The organism is Pseudomonas sp. EA_65y_Pfl2_P74 (genome assembly GCF_963970575.1).
In the GTDB taxonomy this organism is placed as follows: domain Bacteria; phylum Pseudomonadota; class Gammaproteobacteria; order Pseudomonadales; family Pseudomonadaceae; genus Aquipseudomonas; species Aquipseudomonas baetica_A.
Map to the genome: position 1 here is coordinate 13,012 of NZ_CAXAOQ010000029.1, position 21,400 is coordinate 34,411.

19 protein-coding genes and 2 pseudogenes are annotated in these 21,400 nt (G+C 59.7%); 11 read left to right on the forward strand and 10 right to left on the reverse strand.

Translation table 11 applies throughout. The features are described from left to right. Positions 1-60: 60 nt before the first annotated feature. A pseudogene (locus AACY18_RS21425) lies at positions 61-528 on the reverse strand (LysR substrate-binding domain-containing protein); the annotation flags it as partial. 7 nt (positions 529-535) lie between these two features. On the opposite strand from AACY18_RS21425, the gene AACY18_RS21430 reads away from it, so the two are divergent. From AACY18_RS21430 to phnE, 5 genes are all read left to right on the forward strand, one after another. Further along, complete coding sequence (locus tag AACY18_RS21430) at positions 536-937, forward strand: RidA family protein (protein WP_339466025.1); 402 nt, start codon at positions 536-538, stop codon at positions 935-937. 168 nt (positions 938-1,105) lie between these two features. After that, positions 1,106-1,969 (forward strand): putative selenate ABC transporter substrate-binding protein, encoded by an 864-nt coding sequence (locus AACY18_RS21435; protein WP_339466026.1) that lies wholly within the window; start codon positions 1,106-1,108, stop codon positions 1,967-1,969. Beyond that, positions 1,966-2,763: a phosphonate ABC transporter ATP-binding protein gene (locus AACY18_RS21440; protein ID WP_339433026.1), complete on the forward strand. Its 798-nt coding sequence runs from the start codon at positions 1,966-1,968 to the stop codon at positions 2,761-2,763. The genes AACY18_RS21435 and AACY18_RS21440 overlap by 4 nt, the downstream gene beginning before the upstream one ends. Continuing rightward, positions 2,757-3,581 (forward strand): PhnE/PtxC family ABC transporter permease, encoded by an 825-nt coding sequence (locus tag AACY18_RS21445; RefSeq protein WP_221732563.1) that lies wholly within the window; start codon positions 2,757-2,759, stop codon positions 3,579-3,581. The genes AACY18_RS21440 and AACY18_RS21445 overlap by 7 nt, the downstream gene beginning before the upstream one ends. Further along, positions 3,578-4,345: a phosphonate ABC transporter, permease protein PhnE gene (gene phnE / locus AACY18_RS21450; protein WP_339466028.1), complete on the forward strand. Its 768-nt coding sequence runs from the start codon at positions 3,578-3,580 to the stop codon at positions 4,343-4,345. Before AACY18_RS21445 ends, phnE begins: the two co-directional genes overlap by 4 nt. A gap of 14 nt (positions 4,346-4,359) precedes the next feature. Here phnE and AACY18_RS21455 read toward each other — a convergent pair whose 3' ends face one another. From AACY18_RS21455 to AACY18_RS21470, 4 genes are read right to left on the reverse strand one after another with little or no spacing between them, the layout of a single operon-like run. Then, positions 4,360-7,266 carry a bpX6 domain-containing protein gene (locus tag AACY18_RS21455; protein ID WP_339433024.1) on the reverse strand — a complete coding sequence of 969 codons (2,907 nt, stop codon included), beginning with the start codon at positions 7,264-7,266 and terminating at the stop codon, positions 4,360-4,362. Next, positions 7,253-9,079: a hypothetical protein gene (locus AACY18_RS21460; RefSeq protein WP_339433023.1), complete on the reverse strand. Its 1,827-nt coding sequence runs from the start codon at positions 9,077-9,079 to the stop codon at positions 7,253-7,255. The genes AACY18_RS21455 and AACY18_RS21460 overlap by 14 nt, the downstream gene beginning before the upstream one ends. Then, positions 9,079-9,513 (reverse strand): bpX5 domain-containing protein, encoded by a 435-nt coding sequence (locus AACY18_RS21465; RefSeq protein ID WP_339466030.1) that lies wholly within the window; start codon positions 9,511-9,513, stop codon positions 9,079-9,081. Before AACY18_RS21465 ends, AACY18_RS21460 begins: the two co-directional genes overlap by 1 nt. Then, a complete protein-coding gene (locus AACY18_RS21470; RefSeq protein ID WP_339466032.1) occupies positions 9,510-10,631 on the reverse strand; it encodes an AAA family ATPase in 1,122 nt (373 codons plus the stop codon). Before AACY18_RS21470 ends, AACY18_RS21465 begins: the two co-directional genes overlap by 4 nt. 317 nt (positions 10,632-10,948) lie before the next feature. On the opposite strand from AACY18_RS21470, the pseudogene AACY18_RS21475 reads away from it, so the two are divergent. Then, positions 10,949-11,200: pseudogene (locus AACY18_RS21475) on the forward strand (MFS transporter); the annotation flags it as partial. Positions 11,201-11,243: 43 nt separating this feature from the next. On the opposite strand, the gene AACY18_RS21480 reads toward AACY18_RS21475, so the two are convergent. The 5 genes from AACY18_RS21480 to AACY18_RS21500 form a co-directional block, all read right to left on the reverse strand. Beyond that, positions 11,244-11,474: a hypothetical protein gene (locus AACY18_RS21480; protein ID WP_339433020.1), complete on the reverse strand. Its 231-nt coding sequence runs from the start codon at positions 11,472-11,474 to the stop codon at positions 11,244-11,246. Continuing rightward, positions 11,471-12,400, reverse strand: a complete 930-nt coding sequence (locus AACY18_RS21485) for a catalase family peroxidase (RefSeq protein WP_339433019.1) — start codon at positions 12,398-12,400, stop codon at positions 11,471-11,473. The genes AACY18_RS21480 and AACY18_RS21485 overlap by 4 nt, the downstream gene beginning before the upstream one ends. 98 nt (positions 12,401-12,498) lie before the next feature. Beyond that, entirely contained in the window at positions 12,499-13,956 is a 1,458-nt protein-coding gene (locus AACY18_RS21490; RefSeq protein WP_339466033.1) for an aldehyde dehydrogenase family protein, read from the reverse strand. Positions 13,957-13,975: 19 nt separating this feature from the next. Next, positions 13,976-15,469 carry a GMC family oxidoreductase gene (locus tag AACY18_RS21495; protein ID WP_339433017.1) on the reverse strand — a complete coding sequence of 498 codons (1,494 nt, stop codon included), beginning with the start codon at positions 15,467-15,469 and terminating at the stop codon, positions 13,976-13,978. A gap of 116 nt (positions 15,470-15,585) precedes the next feature. After that, positions 15,586-16,515, reverse strand: a complete 930-nt coding sequence (locus tag AACY18_RS21500) for a LysR family transcriptional regulator (protein ID WP_339466034.1) — start codon at positions 16,513-16,515, stop codon at positions 15,586-15,588. Between the two features lie 198 nt (positions 16,516-16,713). Here AACY18_RS21500 and AACY18_RS21505 point away from each other — a divergent pair, with 198 nt between their 5' ends. The 5 genes from AACY18_RS21505 to AACY18_RS21525 all read left to right on the forward strand — a co-directional run bounded on the left by AACY18_RS21505 (position 16,714) and on the right by AACY18_RS21525 (position 21,241). After that, positions 16,714-17,658 carry a LysR substrate-binding domain-containing protein gene (locus tag AACY18_RS21505; protein ID WP_401137122.1) on the forward strand — a complete coding sequence of 315 codons (945 nt, stop codon included), beginning with the start codon at positions 16,714-16,716 and terminating at the stop codon, positions 17,656-17,658. A 225-nt stretch (positions 17,659-17,883) separates the two neighbouring features. Then, positions 17,884-18,102 (forward strand): hypothetical protein, encoded by a 219-nt coding sequence (locus tag AACY18_RS21510; protein ID WP_339433014.1) that lies wholly within the window; start codon positions 17,884-17,886, stop codon positions 18,100-18,102. A gap of 127 nt (positions 18,103-18,229) precedes the next feature. Further along, entirely contained in the window at positions 18,230-18,670 is a 441-nt protein-coding gene (locus AACY18_RS21515) for a hypothetical protein (protein ID WP_339466035.1), read from the forward strand. A 303-nt stretch (positions 18,671-18,973) separates the two neighbouring features. After that, positions 18,974-19,813: a glutathione-dependent disulfide-bond oxidoreductase gene (yghU, locus tag AACY18_RS21520; protein WP_339466036.1), complete on the forward strand. Its 840-nt coding sequence runs from the start codon at positions 18,974-18,976 to the stop codon at positions 19,811-19,813. Positions 19,814-19,999: 186 nt separating this feature from the next. Then, positions 20,000-21,241 (forward strand): cation:proton antiporter, encoded by a 1,242-nt coding sequence (locus tag AACY18_RS21525; RefSeq protein WP_339466087.1) that lies wholly within the window; start codon positions 20,000-20,002, stop codon positions 21,239-21,241. The last annotated feature ends 159 nt before the right edge of the window (positions 21,242-21,400 follow it).

Here is a 21,400-nt window from a genome sequence, read left to right on the forward strand (position 1 = left end):
CATCGCAGTCGTACAAGCAAAAAGCAAACCAGTCACTCACTACGTCATCAACGCCACCACTCAATCGATAAACACTCGCAACTTCAGGGTTACATGCCGGCTGGGCGGATACGCTACATACAGAGGCATCGGCTCAAGTTGCCAATCTTCGAACAGCGGCACTCACTCACCCTCGTGCTACATGGGCGTCGGACATGTACGTGGGCAGCCAGAGGACTCCCATTCCGCGCCGTCCCGACGCGATGTGCCGGCGCGGGCCTGATAAGCAGGCGCGGCAAACACGCCCAGTGGCAAATCCGCGACCTTGCGGGCCATCAGCGACTGATCCAGCAGTTCACTGCCTTGCACCACGCAATCGACGTTTTCATCAATGATATCGACGATGCCAACACTAACGCCCATGTCGAACTGCATATCCGGGCAGCGCGCGTGAAATTCGGGCAATACGGGCATCAGAATCGGACGCGTAGATGGGCTAGGCACATCGACGCGCAGCCGTACCGTGGGTATCGCTGCCGCGCCAGGCAGACACCCCGTGACGCAGCGCGACGTAGTTTTTCCTCCTGAACGCAGAACGCTTTACGAGCGCAATCGCTACTCAGCGGCCATTCGCTCCAACAGCTTTCTCTTTGTCTCGGGACAAGTCGGCAGCACCGAGGACGGCTCACCCGAGCCGGATCTGCAAACCCGGGTGCGCCTGGCCTTCAGCCATTTGAACGCCATCCTCAATGAGTCCGGTTGTACCTTCGGCGACGTGGTGGATGTCACCGTCTTCATCGTCGACCCGCAATCGAAGCACGAGGCGATCAGGAATGTGGTTCTTTCAGAATTCTGGGGCGACGCGCCACATCCGACCGTGACCGCAGTGGGCGTGACCTGGCTGTATGGTTTCGATTTCGAGATCAAAGTGATTGCCAGATTGCCTGAGTCCAACTGACCTTAAAGCCCGGGAACAAGCTGCTCGCGCCGCGCTCATTTATAAGCGGCGCCTGTCAACACTGGCCTTTGGATCGTCGAATGCGTATAACCTCGCCGTTTCGTCTAACCTGACTTTGCGCCCAGTTACAGGCGCACCGACATTGACGCTTACGAAACGGAGATTCCCATGCTCAAGCGAACCCTGGCACTGACGGCCGGTCTGGCCCTGTCCTTTTCCGCCCTGGTGGCGCACGCCGCCGAGGTGCTGAAGGTCAGCGCCATTCCTGATGAAGCCCCGACCGAGTTGCTGCGCAAATTCGAGCCACTGGGCGCTTATCTGGAAAAACAACTGGGCATGAAGGTGCAGTTCGTGCCGGTAGCCGATTACCCGGCCGTGGTGGAAGCACTGGCGACCGATCGTCTCGACATGGCCTGGCTGGGCGGTTTCACCTTTGTTCAGGCGCGCTTGAAGACCGACGCTACCACCCCAGTGATTCCACTGGTACAGCGCGAACAGGACGCCCAATTCACCAGCAAATTCATCACGGCCGACCCGAACGTCAAGAGCCTGGCCGACCTGAAAGGCAAGACCTTCGCTTTCGGCTCGGTGTCGTCCACGTCCGGCAGCCTGATGCCGCGTTACTTCATGCTGAAAAATGACGGCATCAAGCCGGAAGCGTATTTCAGCCGCGTCGCCTACTCCGGCGCCCACGACGCCACCGTCGCCTGGGTGCAGGCCGGCAAGGTCGACGCGGGTGTGTTGAACGCCAGTGTCTGGCAGAAACTGGTGGATGCCGGCAAGGTCGACACCACAAAAGTGAAAGTCTTCGCCACCACCCCGCCCTACTTCGATTACAACTGGACCGTGCGCGGCACGCTCGACCCGGCACTGGCGGCGAAGATCAAAAAAGCTTTCCTTGATCTGGACCCGGCCAACCCTGAGCAGAAGAAGATTCTTGATCTGCAGGCGGCCAGCCGCTTCATCGATACCAAGCCTGAGAACTACAAGGGCATCGAGGAAGCCGCCCGCGCTGCCGATCTGCTGAAATGACCTTACGCCTCACCCAAGGTAGCCTGCGTCACGCCAATGGAGTCGACGCGCTTCGCAGCATCGACTTGCAGATTGGCGTCGGCGAACAGGTCGCCATCATCGGCCCGTCCGGCGCTGGTAAATCGAGTTTGCTCAACCTGCTGGCCACCGCTCTGCGGCCCAGCAGCGGTGAGATCCAAGTGCTAGGCGAGCGCGCCTGGCAGTTGTCTGCGCACCAACGGCAGCGCCTGCGCGCGCGTATCGGTCTGGTGCACCAGGCACCGCCCCTGCCGCCGCGTCAACGGGTGGTCACGGCGGTGCTGGCCGGCAAACTCGGGCAGTGGAGTCTGGGCAAAAGTTTGTTGAATCTACTCCATCCGCTGGACGTGCCCGGCGCCCGCGCGGCGTTGGCGCGTCTGGATCTGGGCGATAAGCTGTTCGCCCATTGCCAGCAATTGTCGGGGGGCCAATTGCAGCGCGTCGGCATCGCTCGGGTGCTGTATCAGGCGCCGGAGATTTTGTTGGCCGACGAGCCGGTTTCGGCGATGGACCCAGTCATGGCCGGGCACACGCTGTCGATCCTGTCTCGGCATGCCCGCGAGCACAACGTTACGCTGGTGGCGAGCCTGCACGCGGTGGATCTGGCGCTCTCGCACTTTCCACGCGTCATCGGTTTGCGAGAAGGGCAGATTCTGTTCGACAGTCCTTGCGATCAAGTCAGCCCCGAGATGCTCGAAGCACTGTACGCCAACGAAAAAATGCAATCGCCAACGGCTGCGGTGGCGCCTTTGACTGTGCAGATTCCACGATGCTGAGCGCTGATTCACGGGATCCCGCGGCATGGCCACGGCTGCTGTTGACCGTGTTGGCGATTGCCTTGTTGTGGCCGGGGATCCAGCTCAGTGAACTGAATCTGGGCGTGCTGCTACCCGACAGCCAGAATGAAATGGGCCGGTTTGTCGCGCAATTCTGGCCACCGGCGCACGACGAAGCGTTTGTGCAGTTACTGCTCAAAGCCACCTTGCAAACTCTGGCCATCGCCACAGCCGGCATGGCGCTGGCGCTGGTATTGGCGATACCGGCCAGCCTGATCGCCAGTCGCGCCCTATCGCTGTCCGCGGCCTCGAGGGGCGGTGTTCCAAGTCGGCTGGGGCGTTTGCTGCGCTGGCCGATTCGCGGCTTGCTGATCTTTTTGCGCAGCGTGCCAGAAATCGTCTGGGCGCTGCTGTTCGTGCGCGCCGTCGGGTTAGGACCGGCGGCGGGTGTGCTGGCAATCGCCATCACCTACAGCGGCATGCTCGGCAAGGTTTACGCGGAGATTTTCGAGTCCACCAGTCAGCGGCCGGCACACGCGTTGTTGCAGGCTGGCAGTGGCCGACTGGCTGCTTTTGCCTACGGTATTCTGCCCAATGTGGCGGCGGAATTATTGTCGTACACGGTGTATCGATGGGAGTGCGCGATCCGCGCTTCGGTGGTGATGGGCTTTGTCGGTGCCGGAGGGCTCGGCCAGCAAATCGACCTGTCGATCCGCATGTTCGCTGGCGGTGAGGTCGCCAGTATTCTGCTGACCTTCCTGCTGCTGGTGCTCGCGGCCGATCAACTTAGCCGCTTGCTGCGCTGGAGACTGGCATGAATCGCCTGATCAATCTGTTGCTGATCGCGGGTATCGGTGTGGCCGTCATCGCTGCTTTCACTTACCTGAGCCTCGACATCAGCGAACTGGGCAGCGCCACCAGCCTGAAACAGATGGCGGCGTATGTGCAGCGCTTTTTCAGCCCGGATCTGAGTGCGGATTACCTGAAAGCCATTTTCAAAGGCTCGATGGAAACGTTGGCCATGTCAGCTATTGGAACCCTGCTCGCGGCGTTGTTCGGCATCCTCCTCGCCCTGCCCGCTGCCGGGCGTTTCGGCTGGCCGCTGCAAAGTGTTTCGCGCCTGTTGCTCAACGGCCTGCGGGCGATCCCCGAGCTGGTCTGGGCCGCGCTGATGGTGCTCGCCGCCGGCCTGGGCCCAAACGCTGGCACCCTCGCCCTTGCCCTACACACCACTGGCGTGCTCGGCCGATTGTTCGCCGAAGCCCTGGAAAACACCCCGCCGCAACCCGCCGAAGCGATCCGTTTGCAGGGCGGCAACCCGATCCTCGCCTTCTGCTACGGCACCTTGCCCAACCTTGCGCCGCAACTGCTCGCCTACTGCCTGTATCGCTGGGAGAACAACATCCGCATGGCCAGCGTGCTGGGTTTTGTCGGCGCTGGCGGGCTCGGGCAGATGCTGTATGTAAGCCTGAGCCTGTTTCAGGAAGCGCAGGCCAGCACGGTGATTCTGGCGATGCTGGTGCTGGTGTTTGCGGTGGACTGGTTGAGTGCGTGGAGCCGCCAGCGCTGGGTTAAAGCGTAGGCGGCCCGGCCGGTTCAATTCAGCGAAAGGTTGTGTTGGGTGGCCGCGTCGACGTTGATATGACTGAAACGCCCATGGTGATCGAACAGCAAGAAATCGGGCCCGAAACAGCGTAATTGCGCACCGTGCAAAGGCCATTGCAACGTGGCGCAGAGTTGGTCGCTGCCGCGATGAATGAAATGCCACCGCATCTGGTGATCGTTGATCAGGTAACGAGTCAGCATCCATTGGCCATGCAGATGCAGATACACATCCAGCCCATCGCTTTCTTGCGCATCCAGCCCCGGTAACCGGTAGCCTTTGCGCCCGCCGATCCACTCAACCACCAGAACAGGATCTTCATTGTCAGCCAGTTTGAGTGTTGCGCCGAGTACCCGACCATCGGTGTCGAGCAACCGGAAACTGCCCACTGGCAAGGCCGGCATCAAATCCCGACTGATCAGCCGACGCTCGGGCAAGCGGTAGTGCCACAGATACAAGCCCTGGTCCGGGTGAGTCAGCCACAGCAGTTCGTTTTGCGCATCATCTTTCATGCCGCAGACCTGACCCGGCAAATCGCTGACATGCCACAGGGTTTCGAATCCATGATCGACATCGACTACCCGTACCTGCCGATCCCGTCCGACGGTCCAGGTCAAACCGTCGAATGACCGGGCGAACACGTCAAACCGCTGCACGCCCAGATCTGTCGCACTGCGCGTGACCAGATCGAGCTTGCTGATACGCCAGACATCATCGCGTCGGGCCAGCACCAGTACGACCTGCCGGTCATGGGCCAGCACTATGTCGTGTGCCGGCACCGGGAAATGGCACAGGCTCTGACCTTGCGCATCGATTACCATCGCCCCCGCCTCGCCCAACGCGAGCAAATAACGCCCCTGCTCCAGCGGCACCGCATCGAGAATCTTGCGGTTGCCCATGAACGGGGCTGTCCATTCAAGTGGCTCACCCACTTGCGACAACGAGACCCTCGCGGCGAGGGTCGGTAACGCCCCCGGCAGGTCGGCCTGCAACAGTTTGTCCTTGCTCATGCTGACCAGTGCCTGCAATTGCAGATGCGTCAAGCGACAATGGCCGTCGATCTGGTCGGCCAGCACCGCGTGCACGATGGCACCGGCCAGCCAGGCCAGCGCACTCACGTGCGTCTTGTGCTGCAACAAAATCTCGGCCAATGCCGCGCGCTCGGCGTGACGCGCCGGATCATCGCGCAGTTGCTCGACCCACTCGGCGTAAGCCTGCAAGGTATCGGGCAACAGCACCGCCCGTTTCACCAATGCGCCCAACGCTAGCTTCCCCCCCGCCGCTTCAGCATCCAGCAGCCACTGGGCAGCACGTTGGCGCTCTGCGGTCAGCGGCCAGATCACCTCGACGGCTTGCAGCCAGAGGCCCTTGCGGGTCAGCGATTCGGCCCATTCCAGACGCAAACGGTCGGCGCTGTCCGGCCACTTGCCTTGCAGCAATGTCACGGCGGCTGCAAACGCGTCGTCACGCCGGGCGACCAGCAAGGCGCGCTGCCAGTTATCGGCCAGACATAGCAGGCGCACGATCATCGCAGACGGCATATCCCAGGCCAGCGCGAGGTCGGCGGCTTGTTGCAGCCGTCCGTGCTTCTCCAGATAGTCGAGCGACTCCTGACGCACCTTGAGCAGCTCGGCGAGCACGAACACCGCTTCCTCAATGCGGCCCTCGCGATCCAGACGCTCAAAGGTCTGCCGGTAGATCTGCCGCAGATGCGCTTCCATGTCGTGTTCGAACCTGATCGAGCGCGTGGGTCCACGGCCGTGGTCGATCATCAGATCCTCACGGCGCTGCGGCGTACCGAACGATTGCTCGCCGCTGCTCTGCTCGCTGCCCAATGGAATAGCGTGACGCAGCGCCTCTTCGAAATCGCCGTCCTCGAACATATCGAGCATGCGCCGCATGTAGGCGGCCTGACGTTTGCCATACAGAGCCGACAGACGCGAATTTTCAGTCAGGCGCGTCACCCAGCGCCGCCAGCGCGACGGCTTGGCTTTGACCGGTGTGGCGCGGGCGTCGATGCCGGGCTCGGCGACACGGGGAGCCGAAGGCAGCACTGGCGCCGGTCGGCGCAACAGGTGGCGCAGCCCGGCCAATATCAGAGTCAGGGCAATCCCGCCGATCAACGTCCCGACCACGATGGCGCTGATTTGCACCGAGACCGGCGACGCTGTTTTCGCCGGCAAGCCTTGCAGTCCGGGATTTTGTCCCTGCGACCCCATCCATAAAACCGCTATCAGAATCGCCAGGGTCACAACGAGCTTCAGCCACGGCAAAGGCGTGTCAGCCGATTGCGTCCACCCCGTTTCTTTCGCCGTGACGGCTTGATAGGCCGGCTCCTTCGCCGCGATTTGCTGACGTTCCAGCAACGCTTTCATGACCTGTGCCTGCTCGGGGCTGACCGGACGCAACGCGTCGCCAAGAATTTCCCGAAGGTCGGTGACCACGGTCACGGGCTCAAGCACTGGCTCCGGCAGCACGTTGCGACAGTCATAGGTGTCGAGCAAGGTGAGGCCACTGATGTCAAGCCAGTCACCCGGTGCCAGGACCACGGCATCGCGCAAATGCAGGGCACTGACGTGACTGCCGCGCACCAGCCAAAGGTCGGCAGCCGGCAGGTTGCGCATTTCCTGCGGATCGAGCAGCGCCGAACACAGTGCGGTGCCTTGACGAGTCAGCGGCCAACCGGTCAACGCCTCGCATTGCACGGCGATGGGCTGGCGAAAGCGCAACAGATCACCGTCGGCGAAACGGTAGGCCCGGGCCTCGGTTTGCCAGTGTTCGAGGAGCAGTCGGGCGCGTTCGCTTTCGTCGAAACGATCGGCGGAAAACCACAGGCCCTCGATGTGTTGGTGCCCGGTCAAGAGCGGACGGCGGATCAATGCCGCGTCATGTCCAGTCATCGGTGCCTTCCTTCTTGTACGGCTGATCGTTGCAGAACGTTTGCAGGCGCATCAGGCGCTGCGGCACCGAATACACCAGCAACTCGCGGGTGCTGGTCAGCACGGCGAGCACGCCACTCATGGGGCAAAAACTTGATTTGGCGATGGTATCGGTAGTGGTGAATAACACGCGTTGCTCGCCTTCGTAATGAATGGCTACGGCCTGCCGACCGAGCAACAGCAGGGAATAGGGCTCATTGTCCTCTTTCAGCAGGCCGATACCTTTCCAGCCGGGTGCCAGGTCAATTCTTTGCGTTTCGAAAGCAGAGCCGTCGGCCGATACCACGCGCCAGCTCTCGCACTCGTCGTTTTTCAATGTCAGCAACGCACAGCTATCGAGATACCTGCGCCGCCCGCCGACAAACAGCACCTGACTGATGTGCTCGGCCAAACCCACGTCAACTGCAGCCGAGACCTCGCCGTCAGGGTCAACCGTGTGTGCGTGCAAGCGATTACCTTCGCGGCGCACAAAAGTCGCCGTGCTGCCGAACGTCTTGGCCAGACCCAAGACATTATTCGTCAGGTGATGAGTATGCCGGGGCAAGGGCTTGGCCGGTGAGCGCCCGGTCTCCAGCACCCAGAACGCCAGATGCCCCTGGGTATCGAGCAAGAACAATCGGCCGCTCGAGTGATTGCGCAATCCGGCCACCGGCAGGAATGTGGCAGTGCCGGGCAGCAGTTTCAGTTCTTCGGGGCATGGCTTGTCGACCGATTTAAGGCCCGGCATGTTCCAGAACGACAATTTCCATGCGTCACTCAGAACGGCACCCAAAGCTCTGCCAAAGAACGTCGGAGCCAACGGTGTTTTTCCGACAGCCCACAGATTGCGGCGTATCTCGATCGGCTTCTTCTGGTTCTGTGCCGGCAACTTGATCACCACCATGCCCGGTTCATCGAGCATCTTCATGGCGACATGGGTACCCGCGCTGGAAATCACTGGCGGCAAGGTCAGCGACACACGCGGAACGCACCCCTTGGCGGCAGGCGCAGTCGCGACCACTTCGCCTTCGAACTGGCCTTTGAGCAACTGCAAGGCCAGGCGCTCATCGGGAACCGGCAAAGTCACGCGCCGGGAGCCCGCCGCTTGCAGCGCCACCGACAGACTGCGTCCGTCGAGGCTGCGCGATACCTGGACGCGATGGGTGCAGGACAAGCCCTCGGTCGCGGACAAGCGCTGGCCCACCAGCCAGCACTCGCCGACGGGCTCCGGTTGCGCATTCAATCCGTCACGCCAGGCCTGCCAGTGCCCGGTGTCAACGGTTTTGAAGGTACGGGCGCTGAGCAAGCATTTGAGCTGTGCTGCACTGTCGAGCGCATGCAGTTCCGGTGCCTGCTGCAAAATGCCCCAGCGCAGCTCGGCGCCAGCGTCTTTGGCACGACGTGCAAGCAGGATCAGCAAGGCCATGTGAACCAGACGCGCGGCGCCCAGTTGCAGCGGCCCGGCATCGAACAGCACAACCATCAAGCGGCTGGCCTGATGCGAGCGATATTGCGGCGCGAGAAACAGATGCTCACCCACCACGGCCCGGCGCAGAAACTCGTCGGGCACTTCATCGGCCAGCAACCATTCACTCGACAACAACCGCTCATAAGGGCCACGACGTTGCAGATCGGCCAAGCCGTCGGGCTCGGGCACCCCGCCCTGCTGTTGGCCGCGCAGCGGACCCAGCACCGGATCCAGACGCCCGAACAGGTCAGCAAACAGGGGTAGTTGTTCTGGGGCAAACCATTGCAGCCAGTCGCGCCAGGGGTGCAGCGATTCCGGTAATTGCATCAGCGGCCCGCCCAATAAGCATCAATGCGCTGCAAATGCTGCGCAGTCACTGGCAACAAACGATCCAGCGGCACCACGGCGGCTGGCTCGCGCCAGAGCAGCAGCGGCGCCCGCGCGAATCTATTGGACAGCGCAAGCCCCAGCAGGTCTGTCGGCCGGTCGGGCTCCCAACTGGTTGGCAGCCACAGCCCCGGTGCACGGTCGTCCATCGCCGCATATGCCACGCCGTCGACCCACGGCAGATCCGTTGCGACACCGGTCACCACCAACACGTCACGATTGGCCGTGGCTTGCAGGCGCCCGGCCTGTTCCTCGGGGATCGACAGCAACCGTGCGTGCAAGCGCCGCGCGACGTCGCCCCACGCCACGGCGGCCTGGGGTCTGACCGGCGTGCGCCGTGACTGCCAGGCCCAACTCATCGGTTTGATCGTCATGCCGCAGACGTCAGCAGACGCGCCACCTGACCGCGCACATCCTGCAACGACGACGGAATGGTCTGTTCGTTGAAATTGGCGTCGATTTCGCGCAGCAGGCCTTCGAGCAAGGCACTCGCCGGTGGCTCGTTGCGCGCCAGATAATCCTCGCCGGTTTCCAGCAAGCGACTGAGCCGCGACATCGGCTGCAAGGTGGCTTCTTCCACAGCGCTAAACAAATGACTGTTATTGGACTGGGCGAAGATCTCGCGCAGTACTTCGCGACCATGCTGCTGGGTTTCCTTGGTCGGCAGCACATACAGCAACGGCCACAGATCCGCTTCGCTGGCCTCAAGTCGCCCACCGAGCAATGCCGCGGCGGCGATCAGGCGCTGGGATTTGACGATGCGTCGATCCGACAACTGAATACCGGCCTCGCGCAGTCGGCGAATGGCCTGGGCCAGTGCCGGACGAACAGCCGTCATGACGACGTTTTTCAAAGCCTGGCCGAGCGTGTCCAGTTGGCTCAGGCCCAGCAGTTGCTGAACCGGCCGCTGCTCGGATTGCCAACCGCCGGCGAGCATCGCTTCAAGCTGATTGTCCGGCACCGACTCGACAAACAGGTGCAGCAGGAATCGGTCACCAAAGGCTGCCAGCGCTTCATCATCCGGCAGACCATTGGAGGCGCCGACACACACTCGCAACGGGCACTGAATCTGCGTGTGACCTCGACGAAAACGGCGTTCGTTGAGCACGCCAAGCAAGGTATTGAGGATCGCCGTCGAGCCGAGGAAAACCTCGTCGAGAAAGACGATATCGGCTTCCGGGAGCATACCGCTGACATCCGTTTCTACCGTGCCTTCACGGAGCTTTTTCAGGTCGACCGCGCCAAACAGCTCCGACGGCTCGGTGAAGCGCCCCAGCAGGTATTCGAAATAACGCCCACCCATCGATTGCGCCACCCGCCGCACCACCGCGCTTTTCGCGGTGCCCGGTGGGCCGATGACCAGAATATGCTCCTGCGCCACAGCGGCCAGAACAATCAGCTCCGCCAACTGTTCACGCCCTACAAGGCCTTCGGTGGCGACCCGAACGGCCTGACGGATTTGCGCGGCAGCGCTCTGCAATGAAGCATTCATGGGCGTCGTCCCTGAAAAATGGATTCTTGAATCGATGGCGATCGGCAGCTATCGGCCGCCAACAAGCGATCTTTAATCGAATCCACAGACCAGAGTGCGACAAGCAGTCCACCCCACAGCGGCGACATCACCAAGGAGGAGCGCAAGGCCGTCTTCGCGTCCTCCCTCGGCACGGTGTTCGAGTGCTACGACTTTTACCTCTACGGCGCCGGCGTTCAAGAAGATGAAGGCCGAAGGCAAGGCGCCGAAACCGCCGCTGCCCGAATCGTTCACGCGCTGGAGCAACCCAAAGTGGTGATCAAGGCGTTGCTCGGCGGTACAGCACGATTGCGGCGTGGCTGGTCGAACTGTTCCCGACCCGCATCCGCTACACCTCGATGTCGCTGCCCTATCACATCGGCAACGCTTGGTTCAGCGGCTGCCTGCCAACGGTGGCGTTCGCCATGGTCGCGGCCACGGGCGATATCTATTGCGGGTTGTGGTATCCGAGCGTGATTGCGGTCAGGACCGCAATACTTGGCACATTCTTTCTGCCGCAACCCAAGGATCGCGACAGACTTAAAGACTGAGCCTGGCGCTCCGCCCTCCTGAACGGAGGGTGGGGCACAGGCCTCAGCGCAGCAACCAGCGTGACAACAGCCGAGCACTTAACGGCAACATCCAGTAAACCATGTTGAAAGAGATCAACCCGGCCACCGCGACTTTGAACAGCCACCCTGGCCAATGTAAATCCGCCAGTTCCAGCAACGTCGCCAAGCCCCAGGGCATGCTCACCGTTAGCGGCAATACCACCAGCCATGACAACACCCATTGTTTCCAGCGAGCGCCCGAATGGCTGCTCATGGTCGCTGGCGCCTGAGTACCGCCCGCTGATAAACCCGATCGCGCGCCAGCGTCATCGGATCACTACTGAGGTTGATACCGTCTGGCAAACGCGCCGGACTGAACGCCAGACGTTGCTGAGCGAGTTGCTGTGTCTCGGCTGGTTCCAGTGCAGCAAGACTGAAAATCCCCAGTTCAACTTCCTTATTCTGACGCGACCACGGGATTGAGCCATCTTCGACTGCGTCTCTCGACGCTGCCAGTTGCAGCACCAATCGCATCTTCAACGAGCCCTCGCTCAGTCGCGCGCTGATTTCCTCCTGCAAGTAATCAGCGGACATCGTGGCCGCCTGGGTGTCATTCAGCAATGGCTGCTTGAGTAGGGGTTCGATGCGGTAACGGCCAATTAGCTCATCGCCCTGACGATTGCTGAACACCAGTGCGTTGACACCGAAGTATTCGAGCCCCACATAGCTGCGCGGTGGCAGTTTGGGCGTTTCCAGAAAATGCTGCGCCCGTGGATGGTTCGCCAAAAAGGTTTGAAGTGGCTGGGGATCCGGCGGTGTTGCGACATTGGCGGCAATGCCTTGCAGAAATCTCAGGAAGTCTTCTGGCGTGGCGACCGGGAAGCCGTCGAACGAGTGCGTCACGATATCGGTGGCCTCGCCGCTCGGTAGGGTAAAACGCACTGCCAACCCTCTCGGGCTGGCCATCGGATCCCCGTCAGCGGTAGCCGGTACACCACTGAAGTTGGAGAACCTAAGCACCACTGGCACCGTTTGCCCTTGCAGGTGGGCAGCTCGACTGATTGAGCCGGCGACGCGCGAAGCCTTGAATGTGCCATTGAGCAATAGGCCTTTGGCATGGGTGGCCCTGAATCCGGGGTGACGGCCGAACGTAGCATTGAGCGCATCGAGCAAAGCGTCGTACAACCGCTCTTGGGGCATAGCGTTATCCCTTGTTTCATTGGCGAACAGGGCCGAGGACGTTGTCAGCGTCCCGGCCAACACTGCCCCAACCAGTAAGTGTTGCAATCGTATGGCGCTCATCCCTGACGCAGACCGGGATTGAGTGCGATGTGTTTGTACTCAATGAAATCATCCATGGCCGCCACACCATTGAGACGACCCTGCCCCGACTGTTTGAAACCGCCCTCCTCGAACTCATCGAACACCATGGCCCAATCGTTGACCCAGACAGTGCCGACCTCCAATTCGCGTGCTACTCGCAGCGAGCGATCGACATCGCGGGTCCAAACGCTGGCGGCCAGGCCGAACTCGCTGTTGTTGGCCATTTCGACCGCCTCGACCTCACTGTCAAAAACCTGCAAGGTCAGCACCGGTCCAAACGTTTCACGCTGGACGATGGCCATTTCGGGATCGCTGACACGCAACAGCGTCGGTCGATAAAATGCACCCTTGGCGAGCGGCCCATCGGTGATCGGGCCGCCGCGCACGATCACTTGCGCACCGGCGTCAATCGCCTCCTCGACCACTTGGTTGACGCGTTGCACGTTAGGCTTGTCGATCAACGGCCCCATTTCGCTGGTCGGATCCGCCGCAGGCCCCACACGCACCGCCTTAAGGCGTGCAGCCAGACGTTCAATCAGCTCGGCGGCGATATCACGCTGGACCAATAACCGCGAACCCGTCATACAGAACTGCCCGGCGAACACCGTCAGGGCTTTGAGCAACACCGGTACGGCCACATCGAGATCGGCATCGTTAAACACCAACATCGGCGTCTTGCCACCCAACTCCAGACCGAAGCGTTTGAGGTGTTGCGCACCCGCTGCCGAGATCGCGCGGCCCGTGCTGGTACTGCCGGTAAAACTGATCACCGGCACCTTGGGTGATTCAACCAGATGGATCGAACCCGCCGCTCCCAGTTCGCTGAACAAATTGATGACACCGCGAGGCAATGACCGCGCCTCACTCATGATCCGCGCGAGCATCGCGTTGGTTTGAGCGGTCTGCCCCGGCATCTTGATTACCGTGGTGCAACCTGCGGCCAGCGCCGGGGCCAACGATCGAATCATCAATACCACCGGCGAATTCCACGGCACGATGATGCCCGCGACACCCACGGCCTGACGCAGCACCAGGGAAATCCTGCCGGGCTTCGGCTCCGCTGAACGTCCGTACTCAGCACGCACCATTGCAGCGTAATAGCGCAATTTAGGCGGCACCATGCGCACTTCGAATTCGGCTTCTGGACGAATCTTGCCGTTTTCCAGCGCCAACGTGTCTATCAGCTCTTCGGCATTGCGTTCAAAACCATCCGCCAGCTCCAACAGTACCGTGGCGCGCAGAGTGCGATCATCTTTCCAAGATGTTTGTGCAAACGAACGCAACGCTGCCTCAATGCCCTGCTGTGCCTCATAGGCACCGCCCTCAGCATATCGCCCGATCCGCTCATACGTCGCGGGGTTAATGGAATCTTTGTAAACGCCTGAATCGAGCCACAGGCCATCAATCCAGTTCAAAACAGGTGTGTTGTTCATGGAAGTCGAGTCCTGAAAATTAGGCGTAAAGCGCGGCGATTTTTTCCGCAACGGCGATCACGGTGATGTTGGTCGCAACTGATGGAACATCGGGAAAGATCGATGCGTCGACCACGCGAAGCCCTTGCAAGCCAATGACCTGCGCCTGCAAATCGACCACCGCATGTGAATCACCGGGCCTGCCCATCGGCGCGGTTGAGGTCGGGTGGTGATAGGTGTCCAGGCTCGCCCGGACACTCGCCAACAGCGCTTCGTCCGACTCAGTGCTCGGCCCCGGATTAAGCTCCGAGTGAATAAACGCGTTCAACGGTGCAGTGGCGCCAATCTTGCGGGCCAAGCGAATACCCTCAAGCAGGCGTTGGCGATCCTCAGGGTCGGCGAGAAAATTCAGGTCGATGCTAGGCGCCACGAGCGGATCACGGCTCGCCAGCGTTACGCTGCCTCGCGATTGCGGGCGGGTCAGTGCGACGGCGAGCACAAAGCCCACATGGGTCGGACTCTGATCGTGAGGAAATAGGTGCGTGGCGGTGATGTGCAGATCGAGTTCATCCTTTTCGGCTCGGCGGCTGCTGGTCCAGAGCTTGGCGCCGATGACCGGTGATTGTCGACCGATCAAATCCGCACGGGCTGCATAGGCGTTGTAATAGAAAGGGTGATCTATCAAACGCTGACCCACCGGAAGATCCGCTACCAGCGGAATCTGCAACGCGGCCAGATCGGCGGCAGGACCAACACCGGAGCGCAGCAGAATCGCCGCACTGCCATAACTACCCGCGCAAAGGATCACTTCACTGGCCAACAGTTGCGCGCCATCGCTCATTTGTACACCTATGGCACGTCGACCCTCAAACAGTACTTTATCGACCAGACTGTCCGCCTGGATCTGCAGGTTACTGCGGGCTCGCACCTGTTCAGTGAGGTAGGCCATGCCGGTATTGATACGCACGCCGTCGACGATATTCATCGGGTACGGGCCGACGCCGTTCGCATCCGCGCCGTCAAAGTCATCGATGATCTTGTAGCCATAGGCGAACGTCGCCTGAATGAACGCTCGCTGCATTGGCGTGACGTCCAGATTGCTCAGTTGTTTAACCGGCAGCGGCCCCTCATGACCATGCAAAGCGCTGCCTCCACGACTGTGGCTCTCGAGTTTTTTGAATGCGGGCAACATGTCGTCATAACTCCACCCAGGTAGATCCCAGCGCGCGAAATCACTGGGGCGAGCACGAATCGCTACCGCGCCATTGATGGCAGAGCAGCCCCCCAAGACCTTGCCACGCAAAGCGCCGATGGGATGATCGATGTAACCGGGCTGGGTTTTGTAGCCCCATTCGAGCTCCGAACTGCTACTGGCCCCAACAATGTCGCTGCTGGTAACAACGTCGGGATAGTCGTTCGGCACAAAGCTTTTCCCGGCCTCAAGCAACAACACCTGACGCTGATTGCTCTCGCTCAATCGGCGAGCCAGCACTGCACCGGCCGAGCCCCCACCGACGATAATTACGTTCTTCATGCGTTTCTTCCCTGTCAGGCGCTAGAGATTGCGTCTGTTGGGGAAAGCATATGTAAGCCTTCAAAAGCTCATAAGCAGGCAAAAAGTGAATCCACGTTTCGTCAATTGCGAACGATTCAATCAGACTGACTTGCATGGGCTGCCAGCATTTGCTCCCACGCTGGCGGGTTGCCGATCTGCTCGCAGAGAAAGCCAGCCAGCGCCAGCAGCTTGGGCGATGCGCGCAATGAACGTCGGTACACCATGGAGATATTTCCTGCGCGTGGTGCATAGGTCGCCAGCACCTCTTGCAACTCGCCGGCCACAATCGCTTGAGCAGCCAGAAACGTCGGCAGGATCGCTAGCCCCATGCCTGCCTTGGCGGCTTCCATTAACTGATGTGCATTGTTGGTGCGCATGCGACAGCGCACGCGAAATGACTCCAGCGTGTTATTCACCGGCAACATCCACATGCCGTGGGGCTCACGGTTCACATAGAGCATGGCGAAATGACGGGACAGCTCCTGTGGGGTTTGTGGAATGCCATGCGTGGCTAGGTAGTCTGAGCTTGCGCAGATGATATGGCGGTTTGGCGTGATGGTTTTCGCCACCAGCGAAGAGTCCGGCAACTCGCCAATGCGGATAGCGGCATCGTAGCGTTCTTCGTGCAAATTGACGTGACGATCATCGAACTCGACGTCCAGCTGCAAATCGGGGTAGCGCACCGCGAAAGCAGACAGAATCGGCGTCAGATAACGAATGCTGAATGCCATCGGAGCGGCCAGTCGCAAACTGCCACGCAGGCTCGACTGCGAGGACAATACCGCGCCCTCCGCGTCGTCGACATCGGCCAGACTGCGCACGCAATAGCGATAAAACACATCGCCAGTTTCGGTCAGTCGCGCGCGTCGTCCGCGCTCAAGCAGAATACTGCCCAAACGCCTTTCCAGTTGCTGAAGGCGTTGGCTGACCATCGACTTGGCAATGCCCAAGCGTCGCGCGGCTTCGGAAATACTGCCGGTGTCGACCACCGTGACAAAAGAATGCATCTCACAGAGTTTGTTCAAGTTCAGATCCAGAGAAAACCGCAGCGCGGGCGAGCTGTTGACGTCGTCGATACCACTTGCCGACCTTACACATGCGGTCATCGAGCGGCTGCAATCTAATGTCCGCGCAGCTCGCGGCACCAGATACAAAAAACTGACTGGTGTTTCCCATACAAGGGACGATCAGACTTGTATAGTTGGTGCCTTCTGTCTCAATGGATGTCGACCGTGCTGGATCTCAATGACCTTCAGTACTTCGTTATGGTGGTGGATCACCGAGGCTTCGCGCCCACCGCACGTGCGCTGGGTATTCCGAAATCCAACCTAAGCCGACGGATCGCTCTACTTGAAGAACGGCTCGGCGTGCGCTTGATCATTCGTAACACCCGCCATTTTTCGGTCACCGAGCTGGGGCAAATCTACTATGCTCATTGCCGAGCAATGCTCAAGGAAGCTGAATCGGCGGAAGCTGCGATAGCGATGACCCACGCAGAGCCTGGCGGGGTCCTGCGGGTCACCTGCCCCACGGTGCTACTAGAGGAATGTGTCGGCGCAATCATCTCGCGCTTCATGGTCAAGCACCCGCGTGTGGAGGTGCATCTGGAAGCCAGTGATCGTCAGGTCGATGTGGTTGCCGAAGGCGTCGATCTGGCGTTGAGGGTCCGTCCCCTGCCCTTTCAAGATTCCAATCTGGTCAGCCGCGTCATGTCCCAACGCCCCCAATGTCTGGTAGCCAGCCCGAAGCTTTTGAGCCGTTTGGGTACACCCGACCGGCCAGAAGATCTGGCGCGTTTGCCCAGTGTTCATCACGGCAGTCCACAACGCGATTACAGCTGGACGCTGTTCCATGCTGACGGCTCGGAGTTCACCCACGCGCACCGACCGCTGCTCATTACCAAAGGCCTGCTGATGTTGCGTTGCGCGGCTATCGACAGTGTTGGTGTCGCGCAGATGCCAATGTCACTGGTACACGATTACATCGAGCGCGGGGATCTGGTCGTGGTTTTGCAGGATTGGGCACCCAGAACAGAAATGATTCATGCCGTATTTGCTTCAAGACAAGGCATGCTGCCGTCAACACGGCTACTGCTCGATTTCATACTTGAGCAATTTCGTCTACTGGATGACCCGATGCGAGGCATGAAAAAGATACCGCTTGCTTAATGGCTGGCTTCTGCTGCAAAACCTCGAGTGCAGACAAGCCGAGCAACGTTGCAAACAAGGTGTTTGGGCGCATGATGATATTCATCCCGACAGGGTCTGGTTAAAACAGATTTAGCCGTTGGAAAGGTGCAAAGTTTCTGCAACGTCGATTCAGCGATTTAAAGAAATATCGAACGCTAGCCTCAAACCGCCCCTCTAACGATTACACCCATGGAGGTCTGCGATATGAACAGCAATGACGACAAAACCATGAATGCCCAGCCCACCGACGCTTCCGGGAAACCGGTGAATGTGGTCGAACGTGATCTTGAAGACAAGGACGGTGACACCAGAGCCGTGGATGAGGTGATCACACCGACTTCGACCCGGGTCAAAGAGCAGGACGCGGAGACGTTAAAGCGCAAAACCGATGAGATTGAACGCAAGGTAGCGGACGGGAATTGATTTTTTCGCCGTATCAGGTGGATCTACCTCACCATCCTGGCCCCTCTCCGAGCATGAGCGCAGGGATCTGTGCGCTCATGCTCGCCCTTCTGCATCGCGGGTCTTCAACCTATTGAGTTGAATTACAGTGATTAAACCACGCTATGCCAAAGGCTCCGGCCAAGCGCCTGCGCACCTGGCATCGATCAACGCTGCAGACTCACAAACCGGCGACCTGGTTTTTGCCGGCGCTGTTGCCGGCCAGCGCCACGTTTCCTTCGCTTCGCATGCAGAGTTGCTGGCCATGCTCAACGCCCTCATCCTCGAGCGGGTACCTTTTGCGGTCGGCGGCATGTGCCCGGGGCCGGCGGATGAAGTCGGCTTGCTGATCGCCAATAAAGAACTGGCCGGCCCTTACCTCGAGCTGTCCTGGACTGGCCCGCAGCAATGGCTTGTGCGCCAGATTGGTTACGCCTCAAGCGAATGGCAACAAGTCCCTGACGCGTGTGAAATCGCCAATATTTCATTTAGTGAAGAAACTCTCATCAGAAACATACTGGCCCGCCATTCGGGAACGGACACCCGTTGAACATTTCGAGAAAAGCAGCTCGGCACCACTATGGCCCAAAGCGTTACACCGCCACATTCGCGCGAGGTCTCGACACTGTCCGCTTATTGTTGGGCCCGCGAGCCCGACTCGAGCGTCGAAACTGATACCCCCGATACAGCCGCAAAGCATCAGTGTCATAGCGGTATTGAGTTCGGATGCCCGGCAGAAGCGGTCTTTCACGCAGGCATCAGCTCAAGAAATGCGGAATTTTTTTGTGACGTAAGCGACAAACACGCTACGTTGTCCCTCTGTTCTCAGCCAACAATCGACGAGACCAATGTCATGAGCAAAACGCCCTACGTTCCGCCCCTGGTCTGGAAAAACGAAGCGCCATCCGGCGGTCAGTTCGCCAGCATCAACCGCCCGACTGCCGGCCCGACGCATGAAAAGACGTTGCCGGTGGGCAAGCATCCGTTGCAGCTCTACTCGCTCGCCACGCCCAACGGCGTGAAGGTAACGATTCTGCTAGAGGAGTTACTGGCGCTGGGGCATACCGCTGCCGAATACGATGCGTGGCTGATCCGCATTGGCGAAGGCGATCAGTTCTCCAGCGGTTTTGTCGAGATCAATCCGAACTCGAAAATTCCTGCCCTACTGGATCGCAGTGTCGAGCCGCCGATTCGGGTGTTCGAGTCGGGCGCGATCCTGCTCTACCTCGCAGAAAAATTCGGCGCCTTGCTGCCCAAAGACCCGGCAGGACGCACCGAGACGCTCAACTGGCTGTTCTGGCAGATGGGCGCATCGCCTTATCTGGGTGGCGGATTCGGGCATTTCTACGCCTATGCGCCGGAGAAAATGGAGTACCCGATCAACCGCTTTACCATGGAAGCCAAGCGGCAACTGGATGTACTGGATCGGCGTCTTGCGCAAAGCCCTTACCTGGCCGGCGACAGCTACACCATCGCCGACATCGCGGTCTGGCCGTGGTACGGGCAACTGGTGCGCAACAATGTCTACTCAGCGGCGGAATTTCTGGCCGCTCACGAATACACTCATTTGCAGCGCTGGGCAGAGGATATCGCCAAGCGGCCAGCGGTCATTCGTGGGCAGCGAGTCAATCGGACGTGGGGCGATGAAGCGAGCCAGGTGCCCGAGCGGCATCAGGCTGGCGATTTGAATTAAGCCACCGGCGTAACACTGCTCTCGTTAATGGCGGCCGATCAAAAACTCATTTGATCGGCCGCCCAAGCAAACATTTATTCGCATCTTTCATGAGTGGCATTTGCGGGTGCCTATATGGCATCACGCTGAACGCAGAAGGTGCGAGTGTCCAACCCCCAACCGGTGCGCCTGGGAGACATCAAACCCATGCTGGACATCATCGCAATATTTCTCTGCATCACCGCGACCCTCGCCTACCTCAATCGTCGTTATGTGGGGCTGCCCCCGGCTATCGGCGTGATGGGCATTGCTTTGGGCCTCTCGCTATTGAACATGGCCTCTGATGCGCTGGGCTTTCACACGTTGCACACCATCGAACAATCATTGATCGAGTCCATCGACTTTTCCGAGTTACTGATGCAAGGCATGTTGTCCTTGCTGTTATTTGCAGGTGCATTGCATGTCAATTTGTCGGAACTGCGCTCCTACAAATGGCAAATTGCATGCCTGGCCGTCGCTGGTACAACCCTATCGACGCTGATCATCGGTTTTGGGCTCTGGGAACTGCTGTCCCTGACCAACCTTGAGTTACCCCTTGCATACTGCCTGGTGTTCGGCGCGCTGATTTCGCCAACCGACCCGATTGCGGTCATGGGCATCCTGGAATCAGCAGGTGCCCCCCGCAGTGTTGAGGTGGTGATTTCGGGTGAGTCGCTCTTTAACGATGGCGTCAGCGTTGTGCTGTTTTCGCTGATACTGGCAATGATTGCGAGCGGTGAAACGCCCTCTTTCAGCGGTGCATCGCTGGTTTTGCTGAGGGAAGCGGGTGGCGGCGCGCTTTTAGGAGCTGCAGTCGGGTACATCACGTACCGAATGCTCAAGAGTATCGACAGCTATCAGGAAGAGGTTCTCATCACGCTGGCCGCTGTGCTCGGCGGCTATGCCCTCGCCACGTCTTTGCATGTTTCGGGGCCATTGGCGATGGTGGTGATGGGATTGATCGTGGGGAACCAGGGACGCACCTACGCGATGTCTGAAAAAACCGAAAAAAACGTGGATATGTTTTGGGAGCTGATTGATGAAATTCTGAACGCGTTGCTGTTTGTACTCATTGGCCTGGAAGTTGTTCTGATTCAGTTCTCCAATCCTCTGATTGTCACGGGACTGATGGTGATCATGCTGACTTTATTCTCGCGGCTAATGACGGTTGGGGTTCCGATTGCAGTTCTGGGCGAACGTTTTCGGCTACCAAAGGGCTCATGGAGCGTGATGACGTGGGGCGGCCTGCGCGGCGGCATTTCGGTGGCGTTGGCGTTGACACTGCCGCCGGGAGAGGCTCGTGATGTCGTGGTATCGCTGACCTATTCGGTCGTGGTGTTTTCGATCCTGGTCCAGGGCATGTCCATAGGCAAACTGGTCAAACGCGTGATTCCATGCACCGACCGATGAAGTTCACGCCAGCCTTGGGCCGTGGCAAACAGGCCCATCCATCGCCATCTGAAGCGAAGGCACTGAGCTGAATTGCAAAAAAACTCACACTCAGTCGGCCAACGCGCCTATTCGCCATGAGCGCCAATAAAAGATAGTCTTTGGCCCACATCCTTGAAG